The sequence below is a fragment of the Enterococcus larvae genome (assembly GCF_017830045.1).
Taxonomy (GTDB): Bacteria; Bacillota; Bacilli; order Lactobacillales; family Enterococcaceae; genus Enterococcus_L; species Enterococcus_L larvae.
In genome coordinates, this window is record NZ_JAEDXU010000001.1 from 344,544 (window position 1) to 369,434 (window position 24,891).

General features: G+C 37.9%; 24 protein-coding genes and 1 pseudogene. 5 read left to right on the forward strand and 20 right to left on the reverse strand.

Annotation, left to right across the window (positions count from 1 at the left end):
* Positions 1–8: 8 nt before the first annotated feature.
* Positions 9–293, reverse strand: coding sequence for a membrane protein insertion efficiency factor YidD (gene yidD, locus I6N96_RS01675; protein WP_209555763.1), 285 nt, complete (start codon positions 291–293; stop codon positions 9–11).
* Between the two features lie 129 nt (positions 294–422).
* Between yidD and I6N96_RS19840 the strand changes: the two genes are divergently transcribed.
* Positions 423–557 carry an SPJ_0845 family protein gene (locus tag I6N96_RS19840; protein WP_283811152.1) on the forward strand — a complete coding sequence of 45 codons (135 nt, stop codon included), beginning with the start codon at positions 423–425 and terminating at the stop codon, positions 555–557.
* A gap of 217 nt (positions 558–774) precedes the next feature.
* The gene (locus I6N96_RS01680) at positions 775–1,983 is read left to right on the forward strand and encodes an esterase/lipase family protein (protein WP_209555764.1); all 1,209 of its coding nucleotides are present in this window, start codon (positions 775–777) and stop codon (positions 1,981–1,983) included.
* A gap of 87 nt (positions 1,984–2,070) precedes the next feature.
* Here I6N96_RS01680 and yihA read toward each other — a convergent pair whose 3' ends face one another.
* On the reverse strand, positions 2,071–2,652 hold the full coding sequence (gene yihA, locus I6N96_RS01685) for a ribosome biogenesis GTP-binding protein YihA/YsxC (protein ID WP_209555765.1): 582 nt from the start codon (positions 2,650–2,652) through the stop codon (positions 2,071–2,073).
* A gap of 256 nt (positions 2,653–2,908) precedes the next feature.
* Entirely contained in the window at positions 2,909–4,159 is a 1,251-nt protein-coding gene (clpX, locus tag I6N96_RS01690; RefSeq protein WP_209555766.1) for an ATP-dependent Clp protease ATP-binding subunit ClpX, read from the reverse strand.
* Positions 4,160–4,609: 450 nt separating this feature from the next.
* Between clpX and I6N96_RS01695 the strand changes: the two genes are divergently transcribed.
* Positions 4,610–5,641 carry a lactonase family protein gene (locus tag I6N96_RS01695; protein WP_209555767.1) on the forward strand — a complete coding sequence of 344 codons (1,032 nt, stop codon included), beginning with the start codon at positions 4,610–4,612 and terminating at the stop codon, positions 5,639–5,641.
* A gap of 55 nt (positions 5,642–5,696) precedes the next feature.
* On the opposite strand, the gene I6N96_RS01700 is transcribed toward I6N96_RS01695, so the two are convergent.
* Positions 5,697–6,953 carry a DUF3114 domain-containing protein gene (locus I6N96_RS01700; RefSeq protein WP_209555768.1) on the reverse strand — a complete coding sequence of 419 codons (1,257 nt, stop codon included), beginning with the start codon at positions 6,951–6,953 and terminating at the stop codon, positions 5,697–5,699.
* A 244-nt stretch (positions 6,954–7,197) separates the two neighbouring features.
* Between I6N96_RS01700 and I6N96_RS01705 the strand changes: the two genes are divergently transcribed.
* Together I6N96_RS01705 and I6N96_RS01710 are read left to right on the forward strand one after the other, a co-directional pair.
* Positions 7,198–8,025: an ATP-binding cassette domain-containing protein gene (locus I6N96_RS01705; protein ID WP_209555769.1), complete on the forward strand. Its 828-nt coding sequence runs from the start codon at positions 7,198–7,200 to the stop codon at positions 8,023–8,025.
* Positions 8,009–8,740 carry a hypothetical protein gene (locus I6N96_RS01710; RefSeq protein ID WP_209555770.1) on the forward strand — a complete coding sequence of 244 codons (732 nt, stop codon included), beginning with the start codon at positions 8,009–8,011 and terminating at the stop codon, positions 8,738–8,740. The genes I6N96_RS01705 and I6N96_RS01710 overlap by 17 nt, the downstream gene beginning before the upstream one ends.
* A gap of 75 nt (positions 8,741–8,815) precedes the next feature.
* Here I6N96_RS01710 and I6N96_RS01715 read toward each other — a convergent pair whose 3' ends face one another.
* The 16 genes and pseudogenes from I6N96_RS01715 to I6N96_RS01795 all read right to left on the reverse strand — a co-directional run bounded on the left by I6N96_RS01715 (position 8,816) and on the right by I6N96_RS01795 (position 24,876).
* Positions 8,816–9,640, reverse strand: coding sequence for a prenyltransferase (locus I6N96_RS01715; RefSeq protein ID WP_209556205.1), 825 nt, complete (start codon positions 9,638–9,640; stop codon positions 8,816–8,818).
* Positions 9,641–9,660: 20 nt separating this feature from the next.
* Positions 9,661–10,746: a threonine aldolase family protein gene (locus tag I6N96_RS01720; protein ID WP_209555771.1), complete on the reverse strand. Its 1,086-nt coding sequence runs from the start codon at positions 10,744–10,746 to the stop codon at positions 9,661–9,663.
* Positions 10,747–10,926: 180 nt separating this feature from the next.
* A complete protein-coding gene (locus tag I6N96_RS01725; RefSeq protein WP_209555772.1) occupies positions 10,927–11,760 on the reverse strand; it encodes a Cof-type HAD-IIB family hydrolase in 834 nt (277 codons plus the stop codon).
* 347 nt (positions 11,761–12,107) lie between these two features.
* Complete coding sequence (locus I6N96_RS01730; RefSeq protein WP_209555773.1) at positions 12,108–15,050, reverse strand: right-handed parallel beta-helix repeat-containing protein; 2,943 nt, start codon at positions 15,048–15,050, stop codon at positions 12,108–12,110.
* 208 nt (positions 15,051–15,258) lie between these two features.
* Positions 15,259–16,557: an MFS transporter gene (locus I6N96_RS01735; protein ID WP_209555774.1), complete on the reverse strand. Its 1,299-nt coding sequence runs from the start codon at positions 16,555–16,557 to the stop codon at positions 15,259–15,261.
* 229 nt (positions 16,558–16,786) lie between these two features.
* Complete coding sequence (locus I6N96_RS01740; protein ID WP_209555775.1) at positions 16,787–17,572, reverse strand: hypothetical protein; 786 nt, start codon at positions 17,570–17,572, stop codon at positions 16,787–16,789.
* Between the two features lie 376 nt (positions 17,573–17,948).
* Entirely contained in the window at positions 17,949–18,239 is a 291-nt protein-coding gene (locus I6N96_RS01745; protein ID WP_209555776.1) for a hypothetical protein, read from the reverse strand.
* Positions 18,240–18,435: 196 nt separating this feature from the next.
* On the reverse strand, positions 18,436–19,173 hold the full coding sequence (locus I6N96_RS01750; protein ID WP_209555777.1) for a hypothetical protein: 738 nt from the start codon (positions 19,171–19,173) through the stop codon (positions 18,436–18,438).
* Between the two features lie 7 nt (positions 19,174–19,180).
* Positions 19,181–19,390: a hypothetical protein gene (locus I6N96_RS01755; RefSeq protein WP_209555778.1), complete on the reverse strand. Its 210-nt coding sequence runs from the start codon at positions 19,388–19,390 to the stop codon at positions 19,181–19,183.
* A 700-nt stretch (positions 19,391–20,090) separates the two neighbouring features.
* Positions 20,091–20,422, reverse strand: a pseudogene (locus tag I6N96_RS19975) (transposase); the annotation flags it as partial.
* Between the two features lie 93 nt (positions 20,423–20,515).
* On the reverse strand, positions 20,516–20,629 hold the full coding sequence (locus I6N96_RS19980) for a transposase (RefSeq protein ID WP_209555780.1): 114 nt from the start codon (positions 20,627–20,629) through the stop codon (positions 20,516–20,518).
* A gap of 279 nt (positions 20,630–20,908) precedes the next feature.
* On the reverse strand, positions 20,909–21,364 hold the full coding sequence (locus I6N96_RS01775; protein WP_209555781.1) for a hypothetical protein: 456 nt from the start codon (positions 21,362–21,364) through the stop codon (positions 20,909–20,911).
* Positions 21,365–21,749: 385 nt separating this feature from the next.
* A complete protein-coding gene (locus tag I6N96_RS01780; RefSeq protein WP_209555782.1) occupies positions 21,750–23,081 on the reverse strand; it encodes a glucosaminidase domain-containing protein in 1,332 nt (443 codons plus the stop codon).
* A 116-nt stretch (positions 23,082–23,197) separates the two neighbouring features.
* Complete coding sequence (locus I6N96_RS01785) at positions 23,198–23,650, reverse strand: DUF5085 family protein (protein ID WP_209555783.1); 453 nt, start codon at positions 23,648–23,650, stop codon at positions 23,198–23,200.
* Positions 23,643–24,101 (reverse strand): hypothetical protein, encoded by a 459-nt coding sequence (locus I6N96_RS01790; protein WP_209555784.1) that lies wholly within the window; start codon positions 24,099–24,101, stop codon positions 23,643–23,645. The genes I6N96_RS01785 and I6N96_RS01790 overlap by 8 nt, the downstream gene beginning before the upstream one ends.
* On the reverse strand, positions 24,091–24,876 hold the full coding sequence (locus I6N96_RS01795) for a hypothetical protein (protein ID WP_209555785.1): 786 nt from the start codon (positions 24,874–24,876) through the stop codon (positions 24,091–24,093). Before I6N96_RS01795 ends, I6N96_RS01790 begins: the two co-directional genes overlap by 11 nt.
* Positions 24,877–24,891 lie beyond the last annotated feature (15 nt).

Here is a 24,891-nt window from a genome sequence, read left to right on the forward strand (position 1 = left end):
TTTTCTCTCTATTTTTCATGCCTTCGATAATTATAAGGACCATGATATTCTTCATCGGGATTTCTTCGTAAACTGAATCTCAGCGGAACATAATCAATACCGCCTTTAACAAAAGGATGGCATCTCAGAATCCTTCCGATACCCATCAAGCCGCCCTTCACCCCACCGTGTGTTTGGACTGCATCCATCATATATTGAGAGCAGGTAGGATGATACCGACACCGTTGACCAAGTGCCGGAGAAATAAATCGCTGATAAAATTTCACGAAAGAAATAATCAGTTTTCCAAGCATTTGTTCCTTCTCCTCTTTCCTATTCGACAAAACTATATCGTTTTTTCCACTCGAATGCAAGGTTTCAACTAGAAAGCTGTAAAAATTATAAAAAAAATGCTACACTATGTGTGAATGGAGGGATGACTCATGGGATTGAAATTCGAAAGTTCTGACGATTTGGATAAGCTTTTTGAATCCTTCGCCGTTGATCCTAAGGACAAAGAAAAACCAAAAAAAGAAGACGAAAATACAGAGAAACAAAAAGATAAAAAAGAAAAATAAGTATGATTTTTTCTGAAGCAGCTTACCTTTTAAGGTAAGCTGTTTTTTTCAGTACTTTTTGCATCCTTCTTTTTCTCTTGTTGTTAATGACTTATCTCATGTTCATAAAAATAAACATATAGTTAAATTACCCATTTATTTAAAATCTCTTTTAGGATATAATTATTATCGAAATGATTAAAAAACATTTCGACAATAATTGTTATGGAGGAAAAATATGAAAAAGAAGCAACTGTATGGTGTGATCGTGGGGATCTGTTTATTTTTAGGAATCGGCTTATTTCAGCCGGAGAAAGCTCATGGAGAAAACAAAGACCCGCATGTTTTTGTGCATGGATTGGTTGGGTTTGGCCCAGATGAATTGAAACCTTTTCCAATCACTTACTGGGGAGGATTTTCATCGGTTCTCAGTGATTTGAATAACAAAGGTTATAATAGTATGGAGGCTGTCATCAGCCCGTTTGGAAGTAACTGGGATCGAGCAGTAGAGTTGTACTATTACATCAAAGGGGGAACCGTGGACTATGGTGAAGCACATTCAAAGCAGCATGGACATGCTCGCTACGGAAGAACCTATGCCGGTCTTTACCCTCAATGGGACGGTCAAAGTAAAATTCATTTGATTGGACACAGCCAAGGCGGACAAACAAGCCGCTTACTTGAAACCTTACTACGTGAAGGTTCACAAGAAGAACAGGCATATGCTGCTGCAAACGGCATTGAGCTTTCTGAGCTGTTTCAAGGGAATAAAAACTGGGTCCACAGTGTTACTACACTAGGTACACCTCACAACGGAACTCGAATTGCTGACATCGCCAAGCCTTTGATCAGTGATTTGATTTACGGATTGGCAGCAACTACAGGCAGCAGTTCAATCAACATTCCCTATGATTTCAAGATGGATCACTGGGGACTTCGTCAGCAGGCCGGTGAGAGTAAAAAGGCTTATATGAAACGCGTATTGGAGAGTAATGTTTGGAACAATAGTCAGGATGTAGCGCTGCATGATTTAACGGTAGCAGGTGCAAACTCCATCAATCAAATGACAAATCTTTCAGAAGATGTATACTACTTTTCTTTTGCAGGAGACGCAACCTATAAATCAGGGGTAAGCAACAACTACCTGCCTTCAATCACCATGTCTCCACTCTTTACGATTCCTTCTATGGTTTTAGGAAAAACCGGAACTACAGAATGGCGCGCCAACGATGGACTTGTCCCTGTTATTTCAGCTAAAGCACCTTTCACACAGAAAAGTAAGTCCGCTGATAATTTAGTGGAACCTGGTGTTTGGTATGTTGAACCAGTCATCAAGGGTTGGGACCACATTGACTTTATCGGACAGGACTATCTACAAGCACCAATCTTGAGAACGAAGGTACGAAGCTTTTATGAAAATATTGTCTTGAGAAATTATACGTTGTAATAAAGTCACTTCAAATAGAAGACAGACGAATAGTAAAAACCGGAAAAACAATCAGAGAACTGATATTTTTCCGGTTTTTTATTGTGCTTAAAGATATTGTTCGATTGCCTTCCAAGCTTCTACTTTCCCCATCTTCGTTTGAGATGAAAACAGGATAAAATCATCCGATGGATCAAAATTCAGTGCCTTCTTAATGACACTTTCATGTTTGTTCCATTTTCCTCTTGGAATTTTATCCGCTTTCGTTGCAACAACGATCACAGGTAAATCATAATATTTGAGGAATTCATACATTTGAATATCTTCCTGGGTTGGCGGATGACGCAGATCGACTAAGGAAACAACTGCACGCAGCTGCTCTCTCTTCGTCATATAGGTTTCGATCATCTTCCCCCACTTCGCACGCTCTGTTTTAGATACCTTGGCATAACCGTATCCCGGTACATCAACAAAATGCAGAGCCTCTTCAATTAAATAAAAATTCAGTGTCTGTGTCTTTCCCGGTTTCCCAGAGGTACGAGCTAGATTTTTACGATTGATCAGAGTATTGATGAATGATGACTTTCCTACGTTGGATCGTCCGGCAAGGGCGATCTCCGGAATCTGTGTCTCCGGATACTGCGCCGGCGAAACCGCACTGATTACGATTTCAGCATTATGTACGTTCATATTTTTTCCTCCTTTTCCAGCCTTATTGTCCTTCACTACTGAAAAAAGCAAGGGCTGGCTAATTTATTTCCATAAAAAAGTCGGGGCTCATACCTTTGCAGATATTTCGTCCCGACCTATCAATTCCATTCATGCAGTTGAGCCGATTTTAGGTGCTCAACCTTTTACTCAGGATTCAGTGAGTGATCCTTCATTCCTACAAATCATAGGCTGGTAAGTATACTCGATACGAATCCCTTTTCAATGACTTCAGTGATTAGCCGGCTTTTTGGTCTTTTTTATCATAAACGATTGCCGGTTTTCCTTTGCCCTCGACAGCCAATTCAGTGATGATGACTTTCTTGATTGTCTCATCTGAAGGAATATCGAACATGACATCCATCATGATTCCTTCAATGATTGAACGTAAGCCGCGAGCTCCGGTATTTCTTTCAATTGCTTTTTGAGCAATGCCTCGTAACGCATCTTCTTCAAACTCCAGCTCTGTATTATCCAGAGACAACAGTTTTTGATACTGCTTAACCAAAGCATTTTTAGGCTCTTTCAAGATACGAACCAGATCGTCTACTGTCAGTTTTTCTAAAGCAGCAGTAACTGGTAAACGTCCGATAAATTCTGGAATCAAACCGAATTTCAGTAGGTCTTCTGGGATGATCTGCTGCATGATGCTTTGATCCTCAGAAATTTTGCTGTTGTTAGTACCAAAGCCAATCGTTTTATCCCCTAGGCGATTTTTGACGATTGATTCAATCCCATCAAATGCACCACCAACGATAAACAGAATGTTCGTTGTATCGATTTGGATGAATTCTTGGTGCGGGTGCTTACGTCCTCCTTGAGGAGGTACACTTGCTACTGTGCCTTCTAAAATTTTCAGTAAGGCTTGCTGCACACCTTCACCGGATACATCTCTTGTAATTGAAACATTTTCACTTTTACGTGCGATTTTATCGATTTCATCAATGTAGATGATTCCCTTTTCCGCTCGCTCAACATTGTAATCCGCAGACTGAAGCAGCTTCAATAAGATATTCTCTACATCTTCACCAACATAGCCGGCTTCTGTTAAGCTAGTTGCATCAGCAATGGCAAAGGGTACGTTCAGTGTCTTCGCTAATGTTTGAGCCAGAAATGTCTTCCCAGAACCGGTAGGACCGATCAGGCAGATATTACTTTTTTGCAGCTCTACATCGTCTGAGCTATTATTATCCGTGTGATTTACTCGTTTATAGTGATTGTAGACAGCAACAGAAAGTGCTCTCTTCGCCTGCTCTTGTCCTATCACATATTGATCTAAAACATCCAAAATTTCTTGGGGTTTAGGAACATCCGTTAATTCACGTACAGCTTCATCATAAAATTCTTCGTCAATAATCTCTTTGCATAGGTCAATACATTCATTACAAATGTATACGCCTGGTCCCGCTACAATCTTTTTCACTTCTTCTTGCGTTTTTCCGCAGAAAGAACAACGAACAGGGCCATTATTATTTGTATTGTCGTACACGTACGTTCCTCCTTAAACTCGAAAGTAACTGCAGGTACAGTCTTAAGAAATCATATCACAAAGAAGGAAAAAATGCGAACTTTGAAAATCATTTTTTAAGATTCATCCTGTTCTTTAATAACAGATCTGCTGCTAGTCTTTTTGTCATTAGGTTTTCAACTAACAGTTCGATTAGAGGATGGAAAAAATCTATCCGATAACCAACATAATTTCGACGTTGAACCATTATTTTTTAGTTAATTCTTCTCTCTTCAGTGGAAAGGTTCAAGTCCTTTTTAATTCAGTCGTCGGTAAAGGAATGCCCTGAATAGAGCCGCTAAAAGACATTCATCTGTTTATTTTTTCTACCTGTCTCTTTATCTTAGCTAACTGTTGTTCTTCTTCAATGATTCCGCTTTATGTTATACTGTTAACGTAGTTTTCAATTATTAAATAATGGAGGGTATATGTATGACAGAAAAGATTTTACTAGGGACTTACACACGAAGAATCAGCAAAGGGGTTCATGAAATCGTGTTGGATACTGAAAAAGGGGAGCTTTCAAAAGCAGAGCTGGTTGCTGAAGCTAATGGGCCGACTTATGTTACTTTAAGTAATGCCGGAAATTTATATTCTGTTATTGAAGTAGGTGAAGAAGGTGGTGCCGGTGCTTTCAAAGCCAGCGATGACCATACCTTTGAATTAATAAATGCTGTAACTGAGAAAGGAGCACCCCACTGTTATGTTGCTGTTGATGAAGAACGTCAACTGATGTACGGTGCAAACTATCACCGAGGAATGGTTTACAGCCATCGTATTTTAGAAGACGGCTCTCTTGAGCTTGCGGATAAAATCACACATGATGAACCAACTGGTCCTCACGATAACCAAAATAATGCGCATGTTCATTATACAGATTTAACTCCTGATAAACGTTTAGCTGTTTGTGATTTAGGTACAGACCGTATTTATACCTATGATGTTGCTTCTGATGGCAAATTAACGGAGAAGGCCCAGTACGTAGCAGAGCCTGGTACCGGACCACGTCATTTGGTCTTTCATCCAAATGAAAAATTTGCTTATCTGTTCGGTGAGCTTGACAATACAGTGACTGTTCTTGCCTATGATGCAGCTGATGGTACCTTCACACAAAAACAGAAGGCATCTACCTTACCTGAAGATTTCACAGAATTTAGCGGCGGAGCTGCTATTCGTATTTCTAAAGACGGTCGTTTCCTCTATGCTTCTAATCGTGGGCACAATTCTCTGGCTGTCTTCGCTGTCAAAGAAGAAGGCAGTATGGTTGAGTTGATTCAATTGATTTCGACCGAAGGTGATTTTCCAAGAGACTTTGATCTGAATGCAACAGAAGAATATATTGTAGCTGCCAATCAGAATACAGATAATTTGACTCTTTATCGTCGTGATAAAGAATCCGGGTTGCTGACAATGATCCAAAAAGATATTTATGCACCGGAATGTGTCTGTGTATACTTTAAATAGGTAAACGAAAAAGAATCTTTCCATGAGAGCTGTCTCTTTTGGAAGGATTCTTTTGTTATTCTCTGAGCTTAAATCGCCTGATCACTTTGTAAAACTGATCCATTAATCGCTCCAATAAACGACCAGAATAAGCATCTCCTTTATCAGAAAGATAGTCATAATTCACTTTCGAGTTATCTTTACTTTTTCGTTTTGGGCTGAACCATTTATTCTTTTGGTTACGTTCAACGGCCGATCCCTTCATTGATTCATCCAGATTTCCATTGCCAAGCAGCCCATATCGACCTATGTCTTTTCGCAGCCGTGTATCCAGCTTAGCTGGTGGTTTGACATCCAATCGTACATGAGTTTCATCATTTCGATTGGCATAATTGAAGGATTCTCCATTCATCAGCTGTTCTTCAAAATAGGCTGTCCTATTTCTATACCTATGTTGGTAATCACTTAAAGCACTGTAGTACTTGCCACTCTCGGAATCTTTCTCAAGTACATTCCACTGGCTGACAAAATTCCCCATTGGATCAATAATGAATTCCGAATGAAAGCCAACTGTACGTTTTTTGTTTTCATTTCCTTTTACTCGATCGTTATAGTTCTCACCGAGTATCAGCTTATTATGATAACGAGCAGGTTCTCGCTCGATCCGCTTGCCGTTGCGTCCTTTGGGCGTCGGTGCCTTCACGTAAGACGCAAGAGCTTGTTCATCTGTCATGCCCAACTTTTTGAAATTAGAACGAACATAGCTGATATTCTGACGGTCGATATACATCCTCAGCTGATGAATCGATCGATTAGACAAAATGTTGACTGGATATGCGGCTTGAACCGTCTCAGCCAGAGTACTCCAAAAGATTGCATGGGGAGCAAGCTGGTCATCAAAAGCTGCCTTACCGTTCAATTGAAGCATCTCATTCTCATCCATTTCTCCGCCCAAGTGTTTGAGTAATAATGCTAAACGCTTTTTTGCTTGTTCTTCACTAACAGCTCCTACCTCATCCATTCCGAAAACGTTGAAAAGTCGTTCGTATAAGGGACTGCCTATCGTTTGAAGGGCTAGGTCATTTTCTGCCACTTGCTCAATCAGCATCGCTGCAGTTTCAGATTGTTGGACTTGCTTTAAAAGTTCATGACCATAGACATTCACAGCAGCCTGATCCCAATCCATCATCAAAAAGTGCTGACAATGGCGGACTAGTTGTTCCCAACATTCAGACAATTCATTTCTCCCCAAGTTTCGAAAGACTGTTGAAAATAGCTGCAATACCCGCTGTTCCGCTCCAGCTTTCAGTTGATTATCCTTGTCCTCTTCCATACAGTTCCTCATCCCTTCGCCCCTTCCCCTATTCTTCATTGAGCTTATTGTACCATTAAAGCAGTAGTGATTCGCCTTTGGCTTCTTGCCTTTTCTTTAAGCATGTTTCAGTGAATACACACTTTCCAAATCGTTCTATTGCTTCATCCTTCAAATTTCATATTTTCAATCATACTCTAGTCAAGGTTATGCTAAAATAAAAGAACAGCTTTCTTATAATAACAATAACGAACGGAGGAATACTGTGGAGGAAATTATCCGAATAGAACAGTTGACCAAACGCTTTCATAAAAATATTCTTTTTGAAGCAGTTGATTTATCTATTTATAAAGGGCAATCGATTGTGTTTACAGGTAAAAATGGCAGTGGGAAGAGTACGATGCTGAAAATGATTGCAGGCTTGACCAGCCTTTCTTCTGGAAAAGTTCACCGCAGCCAAGAGCTGTTGATTCATTATATTCCTGAGCATTTCCCTCGGAAAAAAATGAGTGCTTATCAGTATCTTCTGGCAATGGGGAAAATCGACGGCTGCCCCATATTTGAACTAAAGAACCGAATACAAGACTTAGCAGAGGATTTCTATATGAGTGAAATGCTTCATACTCCGCTGAGCTTCCTCTCCAAGGGTACACTCCAAAAGATTGGCGTGATTCAGGCATTACTGCGTACTCCGGATATCTTACTTCTCGATGAGCCTCTATCCGGTCAAGACGAACGCTCTCAGAAAGTGTTTATTACAAAAATGAAAAGCCTGTTGGAAGAAAGGGTCACAATCATCATGTCCTGTCATGAAAAGCATTTGATTCGTGCTATTTCAGATACAGCGTATCAAATAGAAAACCGCAAGATTTTACCAACTGCAATGAGTACTTTTGATTCTGAAGCCGTTTTTCATTTAGTCTTTATCGATGAACAAGGAAAAGCTGTCCTTCCGGATGTAGCGTTTTCCATCGAACGCTTTGATAATCAGGTACGACTATCTGTTCCAGCGAGCCAGACGAATTTACTGATCCGGCAAATGTTGGATAATCATTGGACATTACGGGGGATGCAAGATGAAAACTCTGACTGATTTATTGAACTATCAGCGCCTTTCCTATTTTAAATCGTCCAGATTTGTAATGCCTCTAGTTTGGCTATTGCTGCTTCAGCTGGCTATTTATACAACACCTCGCCCAATTGGTTTGATGGACAGTATTTTTATGTCTTGTATGTATACGTTTTTGATTGCGATGTGGGTTGGGCTTTCCTATAACAACTTGGAGGATGAAGTAGGTGAACAGCTTTTGATCCTACGAGTAAAGAGTGAGACTGTATATTATCTAAGTATTTCTGTTTTTTTACTGATCCTAAGTGCCATCATCAGTTTGATCTCTGCTATTGCGCCCTTGATTGCAGCCATTGTCAGTCAGCAGACACTCTTCGATCGACCATTTGAAACAAATGATTTTTTCTGCTCCCTATTGCTTCTGTTCTCCTGTGCTTGTGCGGGAAGTGCCCTTGGTTCTCTGCTTCACCCAAGAATCATAAAGGATAAAAAACTGATTTTACTGACTGCTCTTTTTCTTGTTGTCTTCTCGTCAGCGCGACTTGCCATGGTCAGAGAGTACTCCTTCTTGAAATTTATTTTGTGGGTTATTCCCCCAGTTGCAGATATTACTAAAGCTTATCCAGTCAGTACCGCCTTTTCTCGACCTGTTACCTTCCAACTGTTTGGCCAGCTGCTGATTTATGCAGGTGCCTTTTCAGCAGTAAAAATTGGACTCTTGAAGAAAATAAAATTCTAATACAGGTACTAAAAAACGTGAAGCCCTCGGAACTTAGACCTTCCAAGAGCTTCACATTTTTATTTTTTTCGGTTCCTATTTCAGGTTTTGTAGAATTTCTTGATACCTTTTAGTTGCAAGAACGCTAGGCTCTCCTTTTTTACAAAAGGAGAGTCCTGCTAGTTTTTTATTATTCCGCACAACCACGATTTGCTCGTCCTTCATCGTTTTCTGTAATGCTGCAAAAGCTTCAAGAAACCGTTCATCCTTCTTCGCCTTCTCATAAAAAGAAAGAACGTAGACATAATAGAAAAGATTATACGTTCGAAACGGGTATTCCGGCTGCATGAACAACGTCCCTATGCCGTAATGGCAAGGGCCTATTGGTCTCTTTATCCGCCAATGTTCCAATAAAAGTTCAACCGCTGAATCAAGCTCAGCTTCCTGATTCAAGTATTCCGTGAAGCGAAAGGCACTTAGGCCTGTTAATGTTGGTCCAGGATTCGCATACAGTGTTTCTTCCCCTCGACCATAGCTGAACTTATTGCAGCGCCAGCCGCCTTTTTCGTATTGAGTAGCCAATAAATGCTTGAAGGTCGTTTTGATCCGCTCATCGTCTTGATACCCCATATGACAAAGTGTATTCACAGCATTTACTGTCTGACAGGGCAGGATCGCCCCCTTACCAGTTACCTGAAAACGACCGTCTTCCCGCCAAGTGCTGAAAATCAACTCAGCTGTTTCTGCAATTAGCGGATCTGTTCGGTCCATTCCCAATTCCGTCAACAGCATCATGCTTTCCAGTGTCGAAAAAGGAGCTCCCTTGATCAAACGCTTGTCTGAAGTCGTCCAGTAGTCGGCACCTAAGTCATAGCGATGAGCCAGAATTTCTTCAACATCGCCTTGGTATTCTTTCATCACAGCCATTTGCTCTTCTCCTTTCAACTCGAGAGATTCATTCTCTTATTCAGCTCTTGAAAAGCAGCCAGCCAATCCTTTTCCGGTATTTTATCAAATGCATCTCCCAATGACAGCTCAAAGGAACAGACTGAATCCCCATGATTCTTCAGCATTCCTGTAAAACCAATGCTTGTCTCCTGCTGAAGTGTTGTCAGGATTGCCGCTACTTCTGTTTTGGGTTTTGAAAAATGAACGTGGAACATATTTGTTACCGGTTTACGGGGAATTGTCTCGATCCCTTCACAAAGGTTGAACTGTTCCGCCACTCTTTTTGCGCTGTTATAATAGTCAGCCATTTTTCCAATTCTCTGTTCATAATAATAATCTGACGACAATACATAGGGATAAAGACTGATCAGATCACCCCCATGCCGTCTTTTCCAAATTTTCGATTCGTCAATCAACGACTGATCACCTGCCAGAATTGCTCCTGCAATTCCTCCTAGTCCCTTATAAAAGGACACATAGACACTATCAAACAAGGAACAGATTTCAGCTGCTGTCTTGTTGTAATAAGGCAGACACTCCCATAGCCGTGCACCATCCAGATGCACTTTTATCTCATTCTCTCTGCAGAACTGAGAGATTTCCTTCAACTCCTCAAAGGTTGGCAGCTGTCCGCCAATTTCTCTTTGCGGCAATTCAACAAGTAGACAAGTGATTGGCTCTTCAAGCTGCTTCAGATCGTTCAGCGTGAAAAGACGATCCGCCTCTCCCAACAAAACAGTTTGAATATGATGAAGCTCCTTCACGCCACCCTCTTCATGGATTTCCAAGTGAGACAGCGGATGATAAGCAACCCGGTTATTCTTCCCATGATCAGTCCAAATCCTTAAAACGATTTGCTGCGCCATTGTTCCACTTGGAAAAAATACTGCTGCCTCCTTACCAAGTACCTTAGCCATTTTCTCTTGAAAATCTTCGATTACAGTTCCAGTCCCATAGATGTCACTTTCTTCTTTATCATCAACAGCTGTCAATGCCTGCTTCAGTACATCGATTGTACGATCTCCATGGTTTCCCAGCTTATATTTTGCTTCTTTCCAGCTTTTTTTCAACTCATCCATCGTTTAAACACCTCTTCATTTTTTCTATAGCTAACAATAGGAAAAAGCAACAGCCTCAACTGCTGCTTTTAATTGATATACATCCTATCCACACGAAGAATGACCTTTACGCAATGTGTATAAAAATGAAATTAAAAACAATCGTCATTTCTATAATAGGTTTATATATGCAGAATCCGCTTATAAATATTTTTCAAGCATGAATGCAATGCCGTCCTCATTGTTTGATAGCGTGATTTCATCGGCCGCTTCCTTTAGATCATCAACCGCATTAGCCATCGCTACTCCGACTCCTGCGTATTCTATGATTGAGCGGTCATTGTGCCCATCTCCAAATGAAATGATTTCATCAGCATGAATGCCAAAATCCGGCAGCACACTATCTAGAGCCTTCGCTTTATCAATTCCTTTATCTGTAAATTCAAAATAGAAAGGTGCTGTGAACATAGCATTCAAACGACCTTCGAAGGGTGCTTGGATTTTTTTGTGGTTCTCTTGTAAATACTGCGCATCAGCCGCAATTAAAATTTTATTCAAAGGAAAGTCCACAAAAGCTGCAAGATCATCAATCTCACACAGCTTAAAGTTTCCGCCTCTGGATTCATATTCAATAATATTGAACTCTCCAGTCGGCAAATATAATGTGTTGTCAAATACATCATTGACGTATAGATAGTCATCTTTATCGATCATTGGTTTTACATCAAACTGCTTCAAATGTTCAAGAATCGCTTTCCCATCTTCAACAGACATTGCCTGATTAAACAGTATTTCTTCTGTCTTACAGTCAACTACACATGCACCATTGAAGGAAACAATGAAGCCTTCATACTTGTCCAATTGCAGTTCTTCCACATGCTTACGCATCCCGGTTGTCGGGCGTCCAGACGCAAGAATCACTTTTATGCCATTTTCCTGCGCATCGATCAGTGCCTGTTTTGTTTTTTCTGATATTTCCTTTTCATCATTCAGTAAGGTTCCATCAATGTCTAACACGATTGCTTTGATTGTCATATCGTCTGCTCCTCTGACTCGCTGAATGACCTTCTCCCACTAATGATTGCTGCTGCAATAAAAAGAGCCATCCATTATTATTTTTGTTATCAGCGTATGATTGAAGCTTCCCCATTACTGGAATTTCCAGACACACCCTACTATCAGTATAGTTTATAACGAATCAAAATTCTATAATGAAAAAGCTTACACACCTTATGTTATTGAAAAAAATACCAGATAGACACTTGTAAAAAAAACAACGGATTCTTCACGACAAGCAATACATGCAACAGTGTTTAAAAAAAGTGCACAGGAAGATAAAATTCCCTGCACACTTTCGTTTTACTTATTTTAGCTATCGAGAACTATGCTTGATGTCGCTTCTTCGACCAATAAAGTAAAACTGAACCCAGCAATACCAGCATTCCCGCTGAGCCTAAAACCATATTTCTGAATTCACCAGTCTGCGGCAATCCAGTGCCATCTGAACTGCTGCCTCCTGTCGGCTTATCAGCTGATGAATCACTATTTACTGTGTCAGTATTAGATGAGCTGCTATCTGTTGTTGTAGACGTGTCTGAGGAATCATCGGTTCCTTCCCCTGACAAATCATAGACAGGATATGCTGAATTCGGCGATGTCATTTCATTAAAAACTGCGCCAATCCCTTCTGCCAAGGTTTCGTTTGAATAGTTCTTGACTTGCATCAGACCATGTACATTGATACTGCCGTTACTATAACGAGTGATTGGCTGCTCAGATGGACGATCACTTTCCGGAAGTGTTGTTAAACTTTCAAACCATTTGTCTTGAATCAGATGATCTGCTGTGTTTACTGAACTACGAGTAACTGACGGCACCCAATAATAGTTCGTTGCGCCATAAATCTGTGATTCCTCCTGATTTCTCAGCTCCAGTTTTTCAGCAATTTCAACTCCTGTCGTTCTGAAAGAAAGGATGCCATCTGCAAAATAATTCGTTGTATCTGAAGAAGTCGTGTATAAGGCTACATTGTGGGACTGATTGTTAAAGGACGTACTGCTGTTGATGATGATATCTATCCCACTATTGGAGTCGATGCCTTTGCCTAAGTTCTCAAAAGTTAAACTGTTGATCAACTCATGATCTCCGGGAAGAGAAGAGCCGCCCATTTTAAAGCCATTTCCATTCCCCGTTTTAGATGGATTATTTGCCAACCAGCCATTTCGATAAGCTACTGAATTTTTGATCGTCACTTTGCCGATACTTCCTGTCTCGTTTTTAGCAAACAGATCCCATCCATCATCCGCATTGTGATAGGCGATACAGCCATCAAACACATTTCCCGGACCTGTGGTGATTTTTGCCGCAAAACCATCTGCATCTTCGAAACCAGTATCTGCATTTTCATAGGAGGTACAATTCTTGATCGTATTGTATGACGGCCATTCATTTATGGTATCCGTAGCCGATCCACTGATTTGAATCCCTGTATTGCCATTTCGGTAAGTGTGAAGATCCTCTAACCAGTTGTAATGTCCCGAAACTTCAATCCCTTTAGACATATCGGAAGCCCCTGTCACATCGAAACCACGATAAACCCAATAATTGCCCCAATGAGACAGGCCGCCCCCTTTTCCTGTAAAATCAATCACTGGACGAAGGCCTGCTTCATTCTTTTCCGCAACCAATGTAATCGGCTGTTCCGCTGTACCATTTACTCCTTTTTGAACAGATAGCTTTTTATCAAAGGTATAGTTCCCTACAGCCATTACAATCGTCATTCCCGGCTTCGCGTAGCTCAATGCGGTAGTTAACGCCAGTGGCTCTTCAACTGTTCCTGCACCACTATCTGTCCCCCCAGGTGTTACATAAATTGTTGATTTTAAGTCTCTATAGGCCACCTGATGCTCAATGACTGCTTCATCATAATTACTCATCTCCATGTATTCTCCTGGTGTATAATCCCTATCCGGAGTAAAAACTGCTTCAAATTTCGTCAACGCTTTTGACAATTCCACAGGGACAACAACTTCCTTATTCGCACTAATAGCCAAACCATTGCCAGCATCGAAAGTTTCCCCAGTCTCCTTGTCCCGAAGAATCAATGAACCATCTGCATTCGCTTTAAAGCGTAAATCATACTCTTTTGTTCCGCTCTCCTTACTTGACGAAATACTATAAACTGGATCGATTTTTTCTGTTGGGCGTTCTTCCGGATCTGGATCTTCCGCCGGATCAGAATAGGTCATTTCTATTCCACTGACTGTAATATCCATGTTTCGAGCCGTCGCAAAACCAACACAAACATTTTCCTGATCCAACACAAACATTGATTCCCAATCCCAAAGCACATCACGAACCGTTTGGCCTGATGCATCCGTGTAATACGCTTCGAAACCACTATTAGTCTTTTTCATCGTAAAATCAAAGGTTGTTAGATCACCGATTGTCACAGCGCCGACCTCGGATTCTGCATGACCAATCACATTATATGTGCCTGCCTCAAGATTGTTTGCTGCTGCAGCTGTCTCTAACGGAAAATAACTAGTAGTCACAGAACCAACTTCTGGCGGATTCAACGGATTACTTGTTACACCAACTACCGTTCTAGTGCCTAACCCCAGCTTCATCGCATACTTTGTACCATTACCAGTAGTCACCTGATTGTTGTCAAAATCCCAGATATATTCCAATCTGCTGCCAAGGATAGAGTAAGAATTTGAATAATGGCTTCGATCATACATTGTTTCTGCTGGTACAGCATCTCGAACCATCAAAGCAAAGCCTTCCTGTCCGTTCGTATATTTCCATGTATTGACAGTTACCTTTCCTGAGAGTGAAAAATTCTTCTCCTTTGGCACCTGCGTGTAGTAATACGAAAGCCCATCTGTTCCACTGATCAAAAATTTACCGCCGTTGTCCTTACTTTTAATATTTACCGTTTTTTCATCAATCACATCAATACTTGTTTTCGCTTCGTTTGTACTTTCCCCAAAAAAGATATTTTGCCATTCCCCTAATGCTTTAGGCACAACCGATGATTGAATTTCCTTTACTTCTGTTGCCGCTTTTTCAGACTCGCTGGATTCAGCTATTTTCTCTGCATCGTTCACATTTGAATCTTCTGTTTCTGTAGAAACTTGGTTCTCCATTTCAGATGAAAATTCAGTATTGACGGAATTGTTCACGTGAACATTTTCTTCCAAAAAAGAATTTTCTGTTGTCGTTGCTTCTGTCCCATCAACTGCGATTGCTGTTATCGGCAACGACAGCGACGCCGCACAATAAGACAATGTTACAAATTTCCGAATAAACTTACCTGCCAAATCGTTCCTCTCCCTTTTAAAAAATAGAAAAAAAGCGCTTTCCTTAACTAATATCTCAAAATAAGAACAAAAAGTCAAGTATTCCTAAAATCAAATCCTACTTGTAAACTGAAAATCCCTAGCTTGCAGCATCACCTGAAAAGTAAAAAAATAAAGCGCAGCAGTTTATCACTACTACGCTCTTTCCAACATTACTTGATAGCGTGGCTCACTTTATAATATTCTCTCGTTCATCCGCCGCAATCTTCTTTGCCTCTTGAAGCTTTCGTTGTAATTCCTTGTCATAATTTCTGGCTGTAGGAACTAGAAAATTCACTAATCCACAAATAAGCGTGCCGACACCGGCAATAAGAAATATATTCTCAACACCAATTTTATCTGCTAAAGGACCGGCAAAAATCAACCCGACAGGGCCGGTAATACTCATCAAGGAGTTCAGTACGCCCAAAATACGACCAAGATATTTAGGTTCATAGCTTTGCTGAATCATAGCCATCAGCAGCGTATTGAAGTAAGGCGTTGCAAAGCCTGCTGCGGCATTCAACATCGCAAAGTAAACAAAGCCTCGACTCGTCGGCGGCATCAAACCGCTGGCACCAATCGTCAAGCCAATGACTAGGTAAGCAAGAAGTATTGGCTTCATTCGATTTTTCCAATGACCAAATATACCTATGATTGTCCCACCAACTAACATCCCCATCGCATAAATCACTTCAATTAATCCTGCTTGTCCAACAGTCCCATTGAAATAGCTCATGGTCATCAAAGGATACAGACTGGCAGCCGGCATAAAAATCAAAGTAAATGCAGCACCAATAAGTGTGATATACCAGAGTCCTTTATTCTCAATCAGCTTTTTGAAACCAAATACGGTATCCTCCATCAATTGAATCCGTTCTCCTTCAGATGGGATATGCGGAATTTTTATAAAAATCAATAGCCCGACACCTACTATAGCACCAAGCACATCAACAAGAATCAGAAAATTCATCGGAATCACTGAAAAAAGAAATGCTCCCAAAGCAGGTGCAATGATGAAATTTGCCGATTGAACCATACCAAGCTGACCATTGATCTTTGTTAATTCTTCTTCAGGCACCATCGTCGGTAAAATCGATTGGATCGTCGGCATTTGAAAGGTCTGTGCAATTGCTCGTATCAGTAAAGAGACAAAAACCAGCCACAGAGGAAAATCTGCAGACAGCGTACCAACAACAGATAAGATCAAAGCAAAAATCGCAACGATGATATCCGTGATCATCAATAGTCCTTTTTTATTCAATCGATCGATGAACGGCCCCGCAAACGGACTAAGTACAACCATTGGAATCATTCCCAATAACGTTGCAATACTTAAAACAGTTGCAGAACCGGTTGCCTCCGTTAAATACCAAATGATCGAATACTGAACCACCATACTTGTTATTCCAGATAAAAACTGTCCGGTAAGAAATAAATAAAAATTCCTCCGCCAGTTTTTCATGTCAATCGTCGTTTGTTCATTCATATAAACACTCCTGTTTCATCGTTTTATTTAGGAAATAATCAACTTCTTCTTCCTAATTTGGAGTGCTTCCAAAAAAAGAAGAGCTTATCTATTTCTCATACGAATAGAGTCGATAGTGTTTTTCATAAAAAATAACATGTCGAACTCTCCTTTCCTTAATCTAGTTTTAACAAGTCGATCATACCATTTCCTTGATTGGTAAATCAAACTGAGTGTCTTCTAAAAACTTTCATTCACTTCTACCTCTGTTATCTAAAATATTCTTTTCTAAATAAATATTTGGATACTTAAATTTGATACGGCTAATGATGAAGAAAATTGGTGCAGTCCATGCCAGTACTCCCCCCGAAGCAATGAATAGAATGGGTATAATTGATTTAGCTAGATCAAATGATTCAATTATTCGTAAAAAAAACAGAAGACTGACTATTATTGGAAAATAGATAGAAAATAACTGTGTCGCATATTTAGAGCTTTTTTTATACTTCTCTGTTGTTCGACTATGCTCTCTCGCTTCCCCTCTAGCAATAATTTGCCACTGGTAGACGCTTCCAATTATAAAGAATACTATAGGGAGTAAAAGTAATCTGTTTAATAATACTATTTTTTTTTGCTCAATATCCGTTTCATTCAAAGTGTGAAAGACTTCCATACTGACATGCCTATCAAAGAAATAACTATAACCAAACACAATCATCAACCCTGATAAACACATGAAGAATAACCCTGCACCAAAATAGACACTCGCTTCGTATATTTTGGTCTTAAACAGACACAAAATAATTAAGTCAAGAACAAAAAATACTACCAAGGATAACAATACAATGCCAAATAATCCAGCGTAAGGCAATATTTCCTCATCTAACTGTTTAAAAATGTAAATAGGCGAAACCACTGAAAAGAATAATTGCAAATAGAGCATAAATCGCATAGATTTAACATCTGTAACAGTCGGTTTAATCGTTTCACCATAATAGTAATAATCAGCTGCCGTTCGTTTTTTCCTCATAATCATTTATACCTCATTTTCTATCAATTAGCCAAAAAACCATTTATTTGGATTTAAGAAATCAGTTATTATTACTCAAATGTAAATTTATTCTATTTATTATACTTTTTGAAAGAGCAAGATACTCTTTGCTATTTTCAAAACACATGTCTGTATTACTTTTTGCAAAAAAATAATTTCATAACTGATAGATGAATGAAGAAACTGGTTCAAATCTCTAGCTATCTTTGCTAAATGGTCATTTATTAATTGGAATCCATTTCTCTGCAATAACATCCCAATTGGCTACTACTATATCTTTCCCATCAATAAATTTATGAATTTTGGTTTCAATGCTTTATCAGCTGATACTACCCATTTTGGTACACTGGAATCAAAAATATCAGGTTATATCATCCACATACTTTTGTTTAGTAATAAACTCACCAACATTAGCATACTCGGAGTTAATAATGGTCCCTTCCACAAGCTCAACAGGAATAACTTTACATATATCAGTTGTTGGAGTAGGCACTTTTCCTCTTATTACTTTAAGTAGAGCAATTTCTTTTTGTGTTTTATTTGAATTTGCATTAATCCTATTAAAATCTTCAATTGTCAGTTTATAGTCATCAAGAATTTTTTGAGCCTGTTCAGGCATCCTGTAATTTTCTAAAGTATTTACTTTGCTCACGACCATTCTTCACATTACTTACTTGTGTCTTCACACTATTATACCCGATTTTCAGCTTTGCAGAATAGAACTATCAACAAGAAAAGCCTAGAGAAAATTTCTCCAGGCTTGTCTTGATTTTTTTATTAACAGATATTTGCAAGTTGCTAAAATAATGAATCTACTCCATACCATTAATTCTAACTTTCAGAAAATTTCACATGAAATCTATAACACCATTAACACTCTCACTAATCGCTTTGATTGGCATGTCAGAAATCGATTTTATTTTTTCATAAAAATGCTTAAAATCATTTTTTAAGCTTTCTTCTTCTTCATCTGATAAATCCATATCGAGCATATTAATTAATCTCAAATAGTTAATTAATATTTTTTGCCTCTCATTATTCTTTTTGTAATCCATTGATATATTAGAAAGCTCACTCGGCAATAAATGTAAACTTGCATTTTTGAGTACTATCCCAATAATTTCAGAATCTTTAATGATAAAAGACGTATCAATAGATATTTCTAAAAATACCACCTTCTCATCGCCTGTACTAGGAAGCTCTTTGCATGAAATAAGTATATCCTCCAAAGTAGAGTAATAAGAAAAGTTTCCTATTTCACTTGAAAAATTTTCGCTATTACAAAGTTCAACTGAACCTTTTTTTTCCTCAATATTAGAAAATAGTTTTGAACTGCTCTCCAAAATTTTTATCGGTTCACTAACTTTGATAATTGCTGTAGTAAGCTGCAAACTGTTTTTATCAAATAATAAAGTATCCACATCTGATAATAACCAGCGGAAGCTGCCAAAAGAAGTAGCTATTTTTGTTTCAATTTCCTTATAGTCCACTACAGTTCCAATCCAAATTTCTTGACTTGAAGGATACCACCTCACTTGATGATTATCAATAAAATCTTTTGTACTCTCAACTATTCTTATTTTCATCATATTTTTATGGGTAAATTTGTTCAGAAGGCGGTAAAGAATCCCCTTTGGGTGTCGGTATATTTCCGTTGATGATCGCATCATGGCTTATAGCCTTTCCAGGATCATTCGGACTTCCACCAAATATAGCAGCACCACTATTTCCTCTTGGACCATCAGGTCCATAGCTAGTAATTACATTTCCCTTAGAACTTCCGCTACTCTGAACAATTACCACATTATCTCCTTCTCTTTAAATTGAAATTTGAGATTTACTACCTGAAATACATAATATGTTGTAACAATACTATCTATCAATCTCATTAGTGAACTGCTAAAAAACTAACAAGCAAGGATGAAATTAGTTCTTTTCCATAATAATTGAATTTTCATTAGCAATCTTGTGATAAAAGCAAAAGGCAATGATTCGAACTTGAATATTATACTTCCATCATCAAATACTTCTGATGATTCTTTAAGTTTAGACACAAGGAACATCAATTCTTCTTCAATGAATATACTCTTAATATACTCAGGAATATTATCTATATCTTGTCTACTTATCAATATTCTTTGATCATATGCACTATCAAATAGTTTCGATCCCCAATAATCAGCTTGACTTATATCAAAAGCTACATCCTAGATATTTTCTAAATATTTTCCATACAATAAATTACTATTCATATTTTCCATCTCCGTCATTTCCAATTAATATAATCAATAAAATCATCTTTAAATTTATTTTGTTGTTCTAATGTCAAATTTTCCCACTTGCTACTCCTAATTCTTTTTTGAAGATTGCTCTTTGAAATATTATTCATTATAGTAATTACCTCTCCATCAGGTTTCAGTATATGAACTCGCCCGTTTGCTCCCTCTACTAACCAACAACCATCATCTTGAATTAGGATATCCGATAATCTTGCTTTTTTTAAATCATTGATAAGCTCTCTTTTTATTGTTTTATAAAAGGACTCCATCAGAGCATTATCATATGAATTTCCTTTACGGCTCAAACTAGAGATAGTTTTTTTCTTAATTCTGATTGGAAGCTAGTGTTTCTGTGCTGTGAACCTTGATCCATATGAACAATGAGTTCTGCCTGTGGTTGTTCTTTCTCACAGGCTTGAAGGAAGGCGTCAATGATCAACTGATCTTTCATTCTTGGAGACATTGCCCAACCAACAATTTTTCGTGTATAGACATCAATAAGGACAACTATATATAGGGTTCCTTTCTGTAGAAGAATGTAGGTAATGTCTCCTAGTCAAATCTTATTTTTTCTGTCGTAACAAATAGTGCGTTTCCTAGGAAACGTACTATCTCCATATTTTCAACTTTTTGAATCCAACGATACAAACTATTTAGCATGGACGTCCAATTGACTACTCACTTCTTTAACAGAAAAACTCTCTTCAATAATTAATTTTACAGCAACTATTTTGAATGATTTATCAAATGAACGTCTAGACATGGAGGATTCCTCACTTTTTCTTTATACCCAGTTTATTATCCCAGTTCCAATTTCTCCACTTCATAAAAGTCTAACTTTTTGGGTTACTACAGTTGCTTCAAAAAAAATCGGGGCACTTTCATTAAATACTAAATAGATATTTCCAATGAAAAATAGCACTCCAAAAAAAATGTAGATATATACAATAACACTTTCGAAAGTCTATTGTTCAGCATACTTAATTGATACTCAGCTAATCTTGAAAAAAATTCACTTTTTCCCACATTTGCTTCTCTCTTTCTATAACTTTTGTTTAAATGAACGAATATACCCAATAAATAATACCCACGAAATAAGCACTGATATTATTGAAATAATAACACATAACAACTTCAAAATCGCACTTTCTGCTATCAAAGAAAAGTAATACGGCGTCATCAACTTTTTGTTATTAAGGCTTTCATTTAATATTACTATGGGAATTGCTATGCTTGCTATAGAAAAGAAACTTTTCATTACTATAAAAAATAACAATCCTTTATTAAATAAAGAAGACTTAAGCTGTGAATCATTATCGTTAATAACTAAAGCTTTATATTGTCCTTTTACCATAGCCCTCAATCCCATATCAACTAAAAAAAAGACTGCGTATAGTAATGAAAAAAAGCCAATCGATGGGTTTAAATAAGCGAAAATCCCTGCTAACAATGTAAATACCCACCAAATTTTTTTATTTTTTTCTATCCATGTATTCAATTTTTACCACCATCCAAAATCTAATGTAGGGATTGATAAAGTTAAAGAAAAACCTGCACCTACTCCAAAAACTGCTTCCGCTTGTAATGTTACTGAATTTATATTGACTGGTCCCCAGCTAAATGCTTCTTGACCAGAAACACTGGCACCTGCACTCAAGGTAAGTAAATACTATTTTGTTTAAACAGTAAAAAGATCATCATACATAATTGACTTTCATAATTAAGTTTACTGGTAATAAACACACTAAGTATTACTCTATTTTTCAATCAGAAAAAGTGATAATACTCCCTTTATTATTGCTACTTTTATGAATATTATTCTTCCCTTACTCATGCACCGAAAGTCAATTAATTTTCGATGCATGATAAAAGAAGTATTCTTCTTATTTCGGTGTGATGTATGTTAAAATATCTGCTGTTTGTTTGTCGATCATTCTGAATGAAACAACACCTAGTCCAGCTGCATTCATCTCTGAAATCAAGATTGATCCGTCTTCATATACATGTTCCACAAATGCCACATGTCCATATGTGCTGTCTGCTCCGGCTACTCCTGGTTGGAAGCAAAGTGCTGTCCCAGCTTTTGGTTCATGGCTGACTTCGTAGCCTCTGGCTTTCCCAGTTGCTCCCCAGTCCATACCATTTCCCATATTTACTTCAACATAACCGCCAAGCTGAACAATTCGATTGTACGCATATTGGGTACAATTTCCAGCTGCGTAATACTCAGCGCCCGGATAACTTTCACCTGCATAATCCTTAAAGTCACTGTCAGGATGACTATCTGTAATGATCAAACCGCCAGATGATACAGAGGGTTCAGCTTTATCATATTCCGTCAACTCATACTCTTCGATAAATGCATTCAGCTTCTCGTCATATAACGTATCAGTCGCATAAACACCAGTCAACGCTTTCGTCGCTTCACGATAGCTCGCTGCATTTTCTTTCCAAGTTCCTTCATAAACCGTCGGATTCCATTCAGTGCCATCCTTCAATAATTCTGCATAGTCTTCAAAAGATTCTGTATAGCTTGGGTACTGTCTGAATGCCGATTGAATCTGATACCAGTTTCCTGAACCATCATCTTCGTAAGTCGCAAATGTTACAGACTGTCCTTCGTGCTCTCCTTTAATACCAAATAGATTATAGTAAGGCTCTTGACTAAGCTGACTGCCACCTGATCCTGTTTCCAGTATTGCCTGTGCAATCATCACAGAGGCATAAAGACCATGTTCTTGCCCGACCTTACGAGCTTTCTCGCCAATCCTTAAAATAAATAAATCAGTAGGCTCGTTACGATTAACCGAAATCGTTCCTGCCTCCGGTGCTTCTGTTGACTGATTTATGCTTGAAATATCGCTGCTGTCTGTCCAGTTTTGACTTGGTGCTGCATCAGGAACCGGCGCTGGCTGCACTGGTGTTTGAGGTACCTGTGGAGTTTCTACTGGCGGGACAGATGCTTCTGGAATCTCTGGAGAAGTACTTGAATCTGTCGTGCCCGATCCAGAGTCACCAGTTGAGCTTTCGTTCGTACTACTATCTGTACTTTCAGTTGTGCTGCTGTCTGTCGTTTCTTCTGTAGATTCAACTGTTTCTTCTGTTGGTGGTATTGTATCAGTCTTCTCCAACTCTAATCCATAAACTAGAACTGGATTGAAAGCATTCAAAAAGAGAACGCCCAATACACCTATTATTGTTATTTTTCGTTTCATAAATTTTGAGAGACTCCTTCTCTTCCTATTTATTAAATTTTAAGAAAATAAAGCTATGAAATTTACACAAACCACTATGCTTTACAAAATATAGTTAAGGTTAAAGAATAAGTTCTTTATTGTTTATACAGAGCTCTCAAATATACCTCAATATATAATTGATTTTCTACTTCCTTTAACATAGTAAAGAATGGTGAATGAATTTCCATATTGTTTTTCTCAACATAGTTAATCATCTTCATCTGAGCTTCAACAGTTCTCTTTTCAAATTCATTATCGACTCTCATCATCAATAAGCTATCAACTAAAAAATAAGATTTGAACTCCAATTCGTTTTCTTCGAGATTAACTATTGATGATTCCTTCACAGGAACGAAAATTTCTATAATTAAAGGGTCATTAAGAAAGTCGCTTATAATTGAATAAAAGAATGGCCCATTAGCATGCAAGGAATATTTTTCCATTAGCTCTGACATATCGTCCATGGCTAAGTCGAACTCATTCGAGTAAACTTTATAAATTTTAGAAACAACATTTCTAAATGAGAGAATCTGTCCTTCACTAATCATTTTTTTCGCCACTTTCTATTGGAATATACACATCTATAATAATCTCTCCATAAATGTCTGTACATACACAAAACGATTTATTAGATAGTTGATACTTATGTTCTTCAGCAATTTTTTCTAGCTTATTCCTTACTGAAGAAAAATCTGCTTCATTGTCTGCTTGGCGCATCATCAAAGTATCTGAAATTTCTATTTCATCAACAAAATCTAAAAATTCATTTTGCTCTCCATCCACTGGGTAACTAATCGGCATAAAAAATTCAAAAGTTTTATATTTAGGCTCATTCTCCTCATCTACCATTGAAAAGAATAACGGACCATTTTTGTATACTCCTTCTTTGAACTCAATACCTCTTAGTACATCGAAACCCTTATCCCACTCATCGAATTTCATAACAGTTTTATAACGAATCAAGTTTTTCATAATAAACGGTAGACGTTCAACCTTCATTCTTCTTTCCCTCCAACATATTTTCTTTATTTTCATAATTTTCCAAATAGTTTTCTGGAAACCTTTTCCTTAAATAATACATCATTGATAAAAATGGTAGCTTCATGATAAGTAAATAGCCTGTAACTACACAAAAAAGTGACATAAAAGTATCCAATAAATTGCTTATTCCTACATTTGAAATCATTATGACACTGAAAGATATACTTGTAGCAATCGGTGTTAACATTTCTGTTAGCAACGCCAAATTATCCAATTTAGAGATTCTCTTGTAATTTTTTCTATACATACCACGTTTAATCCGTTGATATAAAACAACACTGGACACTATAAGGGTCGGTAAAGTCAGCATCAATAAAAGATTCCCTGCTATTAATACTTGACTATCTGTATATCGCTTAAAAATGATTTCTCTATTTGTCGCTAAAAAATCGAGGAAACCAAAGCCTATTAACAATAGAGCAAGTGTATAGAAACTAAATATACTAATTTTCACATTTTTCATCTCATATTTTGCAGAGCTGTTTTTCCCAACAAAGAAACTGAATCCAGCGGTAAAAATACTTATGATACATAGAACAAGTAAAAATAGAAATGCTATTGGTTTTATATCATAGAATATTTCGTTTAATTGGTTTAGTTCATAAAAAAGAATCAATGGACATAGAAATAGCCAAATAAGATTCATTGTAGTTGAACTTCCTAATCCCTGACGATACTTTTCAAAAGAACTTCCTATCATATAGAAATCTTCAATTTCAAATTTTTTTAGCATTTAAAAACCTACTTT

Excerpts from the sequence above, each read along its gene's own strand:
- I6N96_RS01785 (WP_209555783.1), bottom strand. The coding sequence starts at position 23,650 with ATGATTAGTGAAGGACAGATTCTCTCATTTAGAAATGTTGTTTCTAAA.
- I6N96_RS01700 (WP_209555768.1), bottom strand. The coding sequence starts at position 6,953 with ATGGAAGAGGACAAGGATAATCAACTGAAAGCTGGAGCGGAACAGCGG.
- I6N96_RS01780 (WP_209555782.1), bottom strand. The coding sequence starts at position 23,081 with ATGAAACGAAAAATAACAATAATAGGTGTATTGGGCGTTCTCTTTTTG.
- I6N96_RS01790 (WP_209555784.1), bottom strand. The coding sequence starts at position 24,101 with ATGAAGGTTGAACGTCTACCGTTTATTATGAAAAACTTGATTCGTTAT.
- I6N96_RS01725 (WP_209555772.1), bottom strand. The coding sequence starts at position 11,760 with ATGACAATCAAAGCAATCGTGTTAGACATTGATGGAACCTTACTGAAT.
- I6N96_RS01680 (WP_209555764.1), top strand. The coding sequence starts at position 775 with ATGAAAAAGAAGCAACTGTATGGTGTGATCGTGGGGATCTGTTTATTT.
- yidD (WP_209555763.1), bottom strand. The coding sequence starts at position 293 with ATGCTTGGAAAACTGATTATTTCTTTCGTGAAATTTTATCAGCGATTT.
- I6N96_RS01735 (WP_209555774.1), bottom strand. The coding sequence starts at position 16,557 with ATGAATGAACAAACGACGATTGACATGAAAAACTGGCGGAGGAATTTT.
- I6N96_RS01750 (WP_209555777.1), bottom strand. The coding sequence starts at position 19,173 with ATGAAAATAAGAATAGTTGAGAGTACAAAAGATTTTATTGATAATCAT.
- I6N96_RS01740 (WP_209555775.1), bottom strand. The coding sequence starts at position 17,572 with ATGATTATGAGGAAAAAACGAACGGCAGCTGATTATTACTATTATGGT.
- yihA (WP_209555765.1), bottom strand. The coding sequence starts at position 2,652 with ATGAACGTACATAATGCTGAAATCGTAATCAGTGCGGTTTCGCCGGCG.
- I6N96_RS01720 (WP_209555771.1), bottom strand. The coding sequence starts at position 10,746 with ATGGATGAGTTGAAAAAAAGCTGGAAAGAAGCAAAATATAAGCTGGGA.
- I6N96_RS19980 (WP_209555780.1), bottom strand. The coding sequence starts at position 20,629 with ATGTCTAGACGTTCATTTGATAAATCATTCAAAATAGTTGCTGTAAAA.
- I6N96_RS01710 (WP_209555770.1), top strand. The coding sequence starts at position 8,009 with ATGAAAACTCTGACTGATTTATTGAACTATCAGCGCCTTTCCTATTTT.
- I6N96_RS19840 (WP_283811152.1), top strand. The coding sequence starts at position 423 with ATGGGATTGAAATTCGAAAGTTCTGACGATTTGGATAAGCTTTTTGAA.
- I6N96_RS01795 (WP_209555785.1), bottom strand. The coding sequence starts at position 24,876 with ATGCTAAAAAAATTTGAAATTGAAGATTTCTATATGATAGGAAGTTCT.
- I6N96_RS01695 (WP_209555767.1), top strand. The coding sequence starts at position 4,610 with ATGACAGAAAAGATTTTACTAGGGACTTACACACGAAGAATCAGCAAA.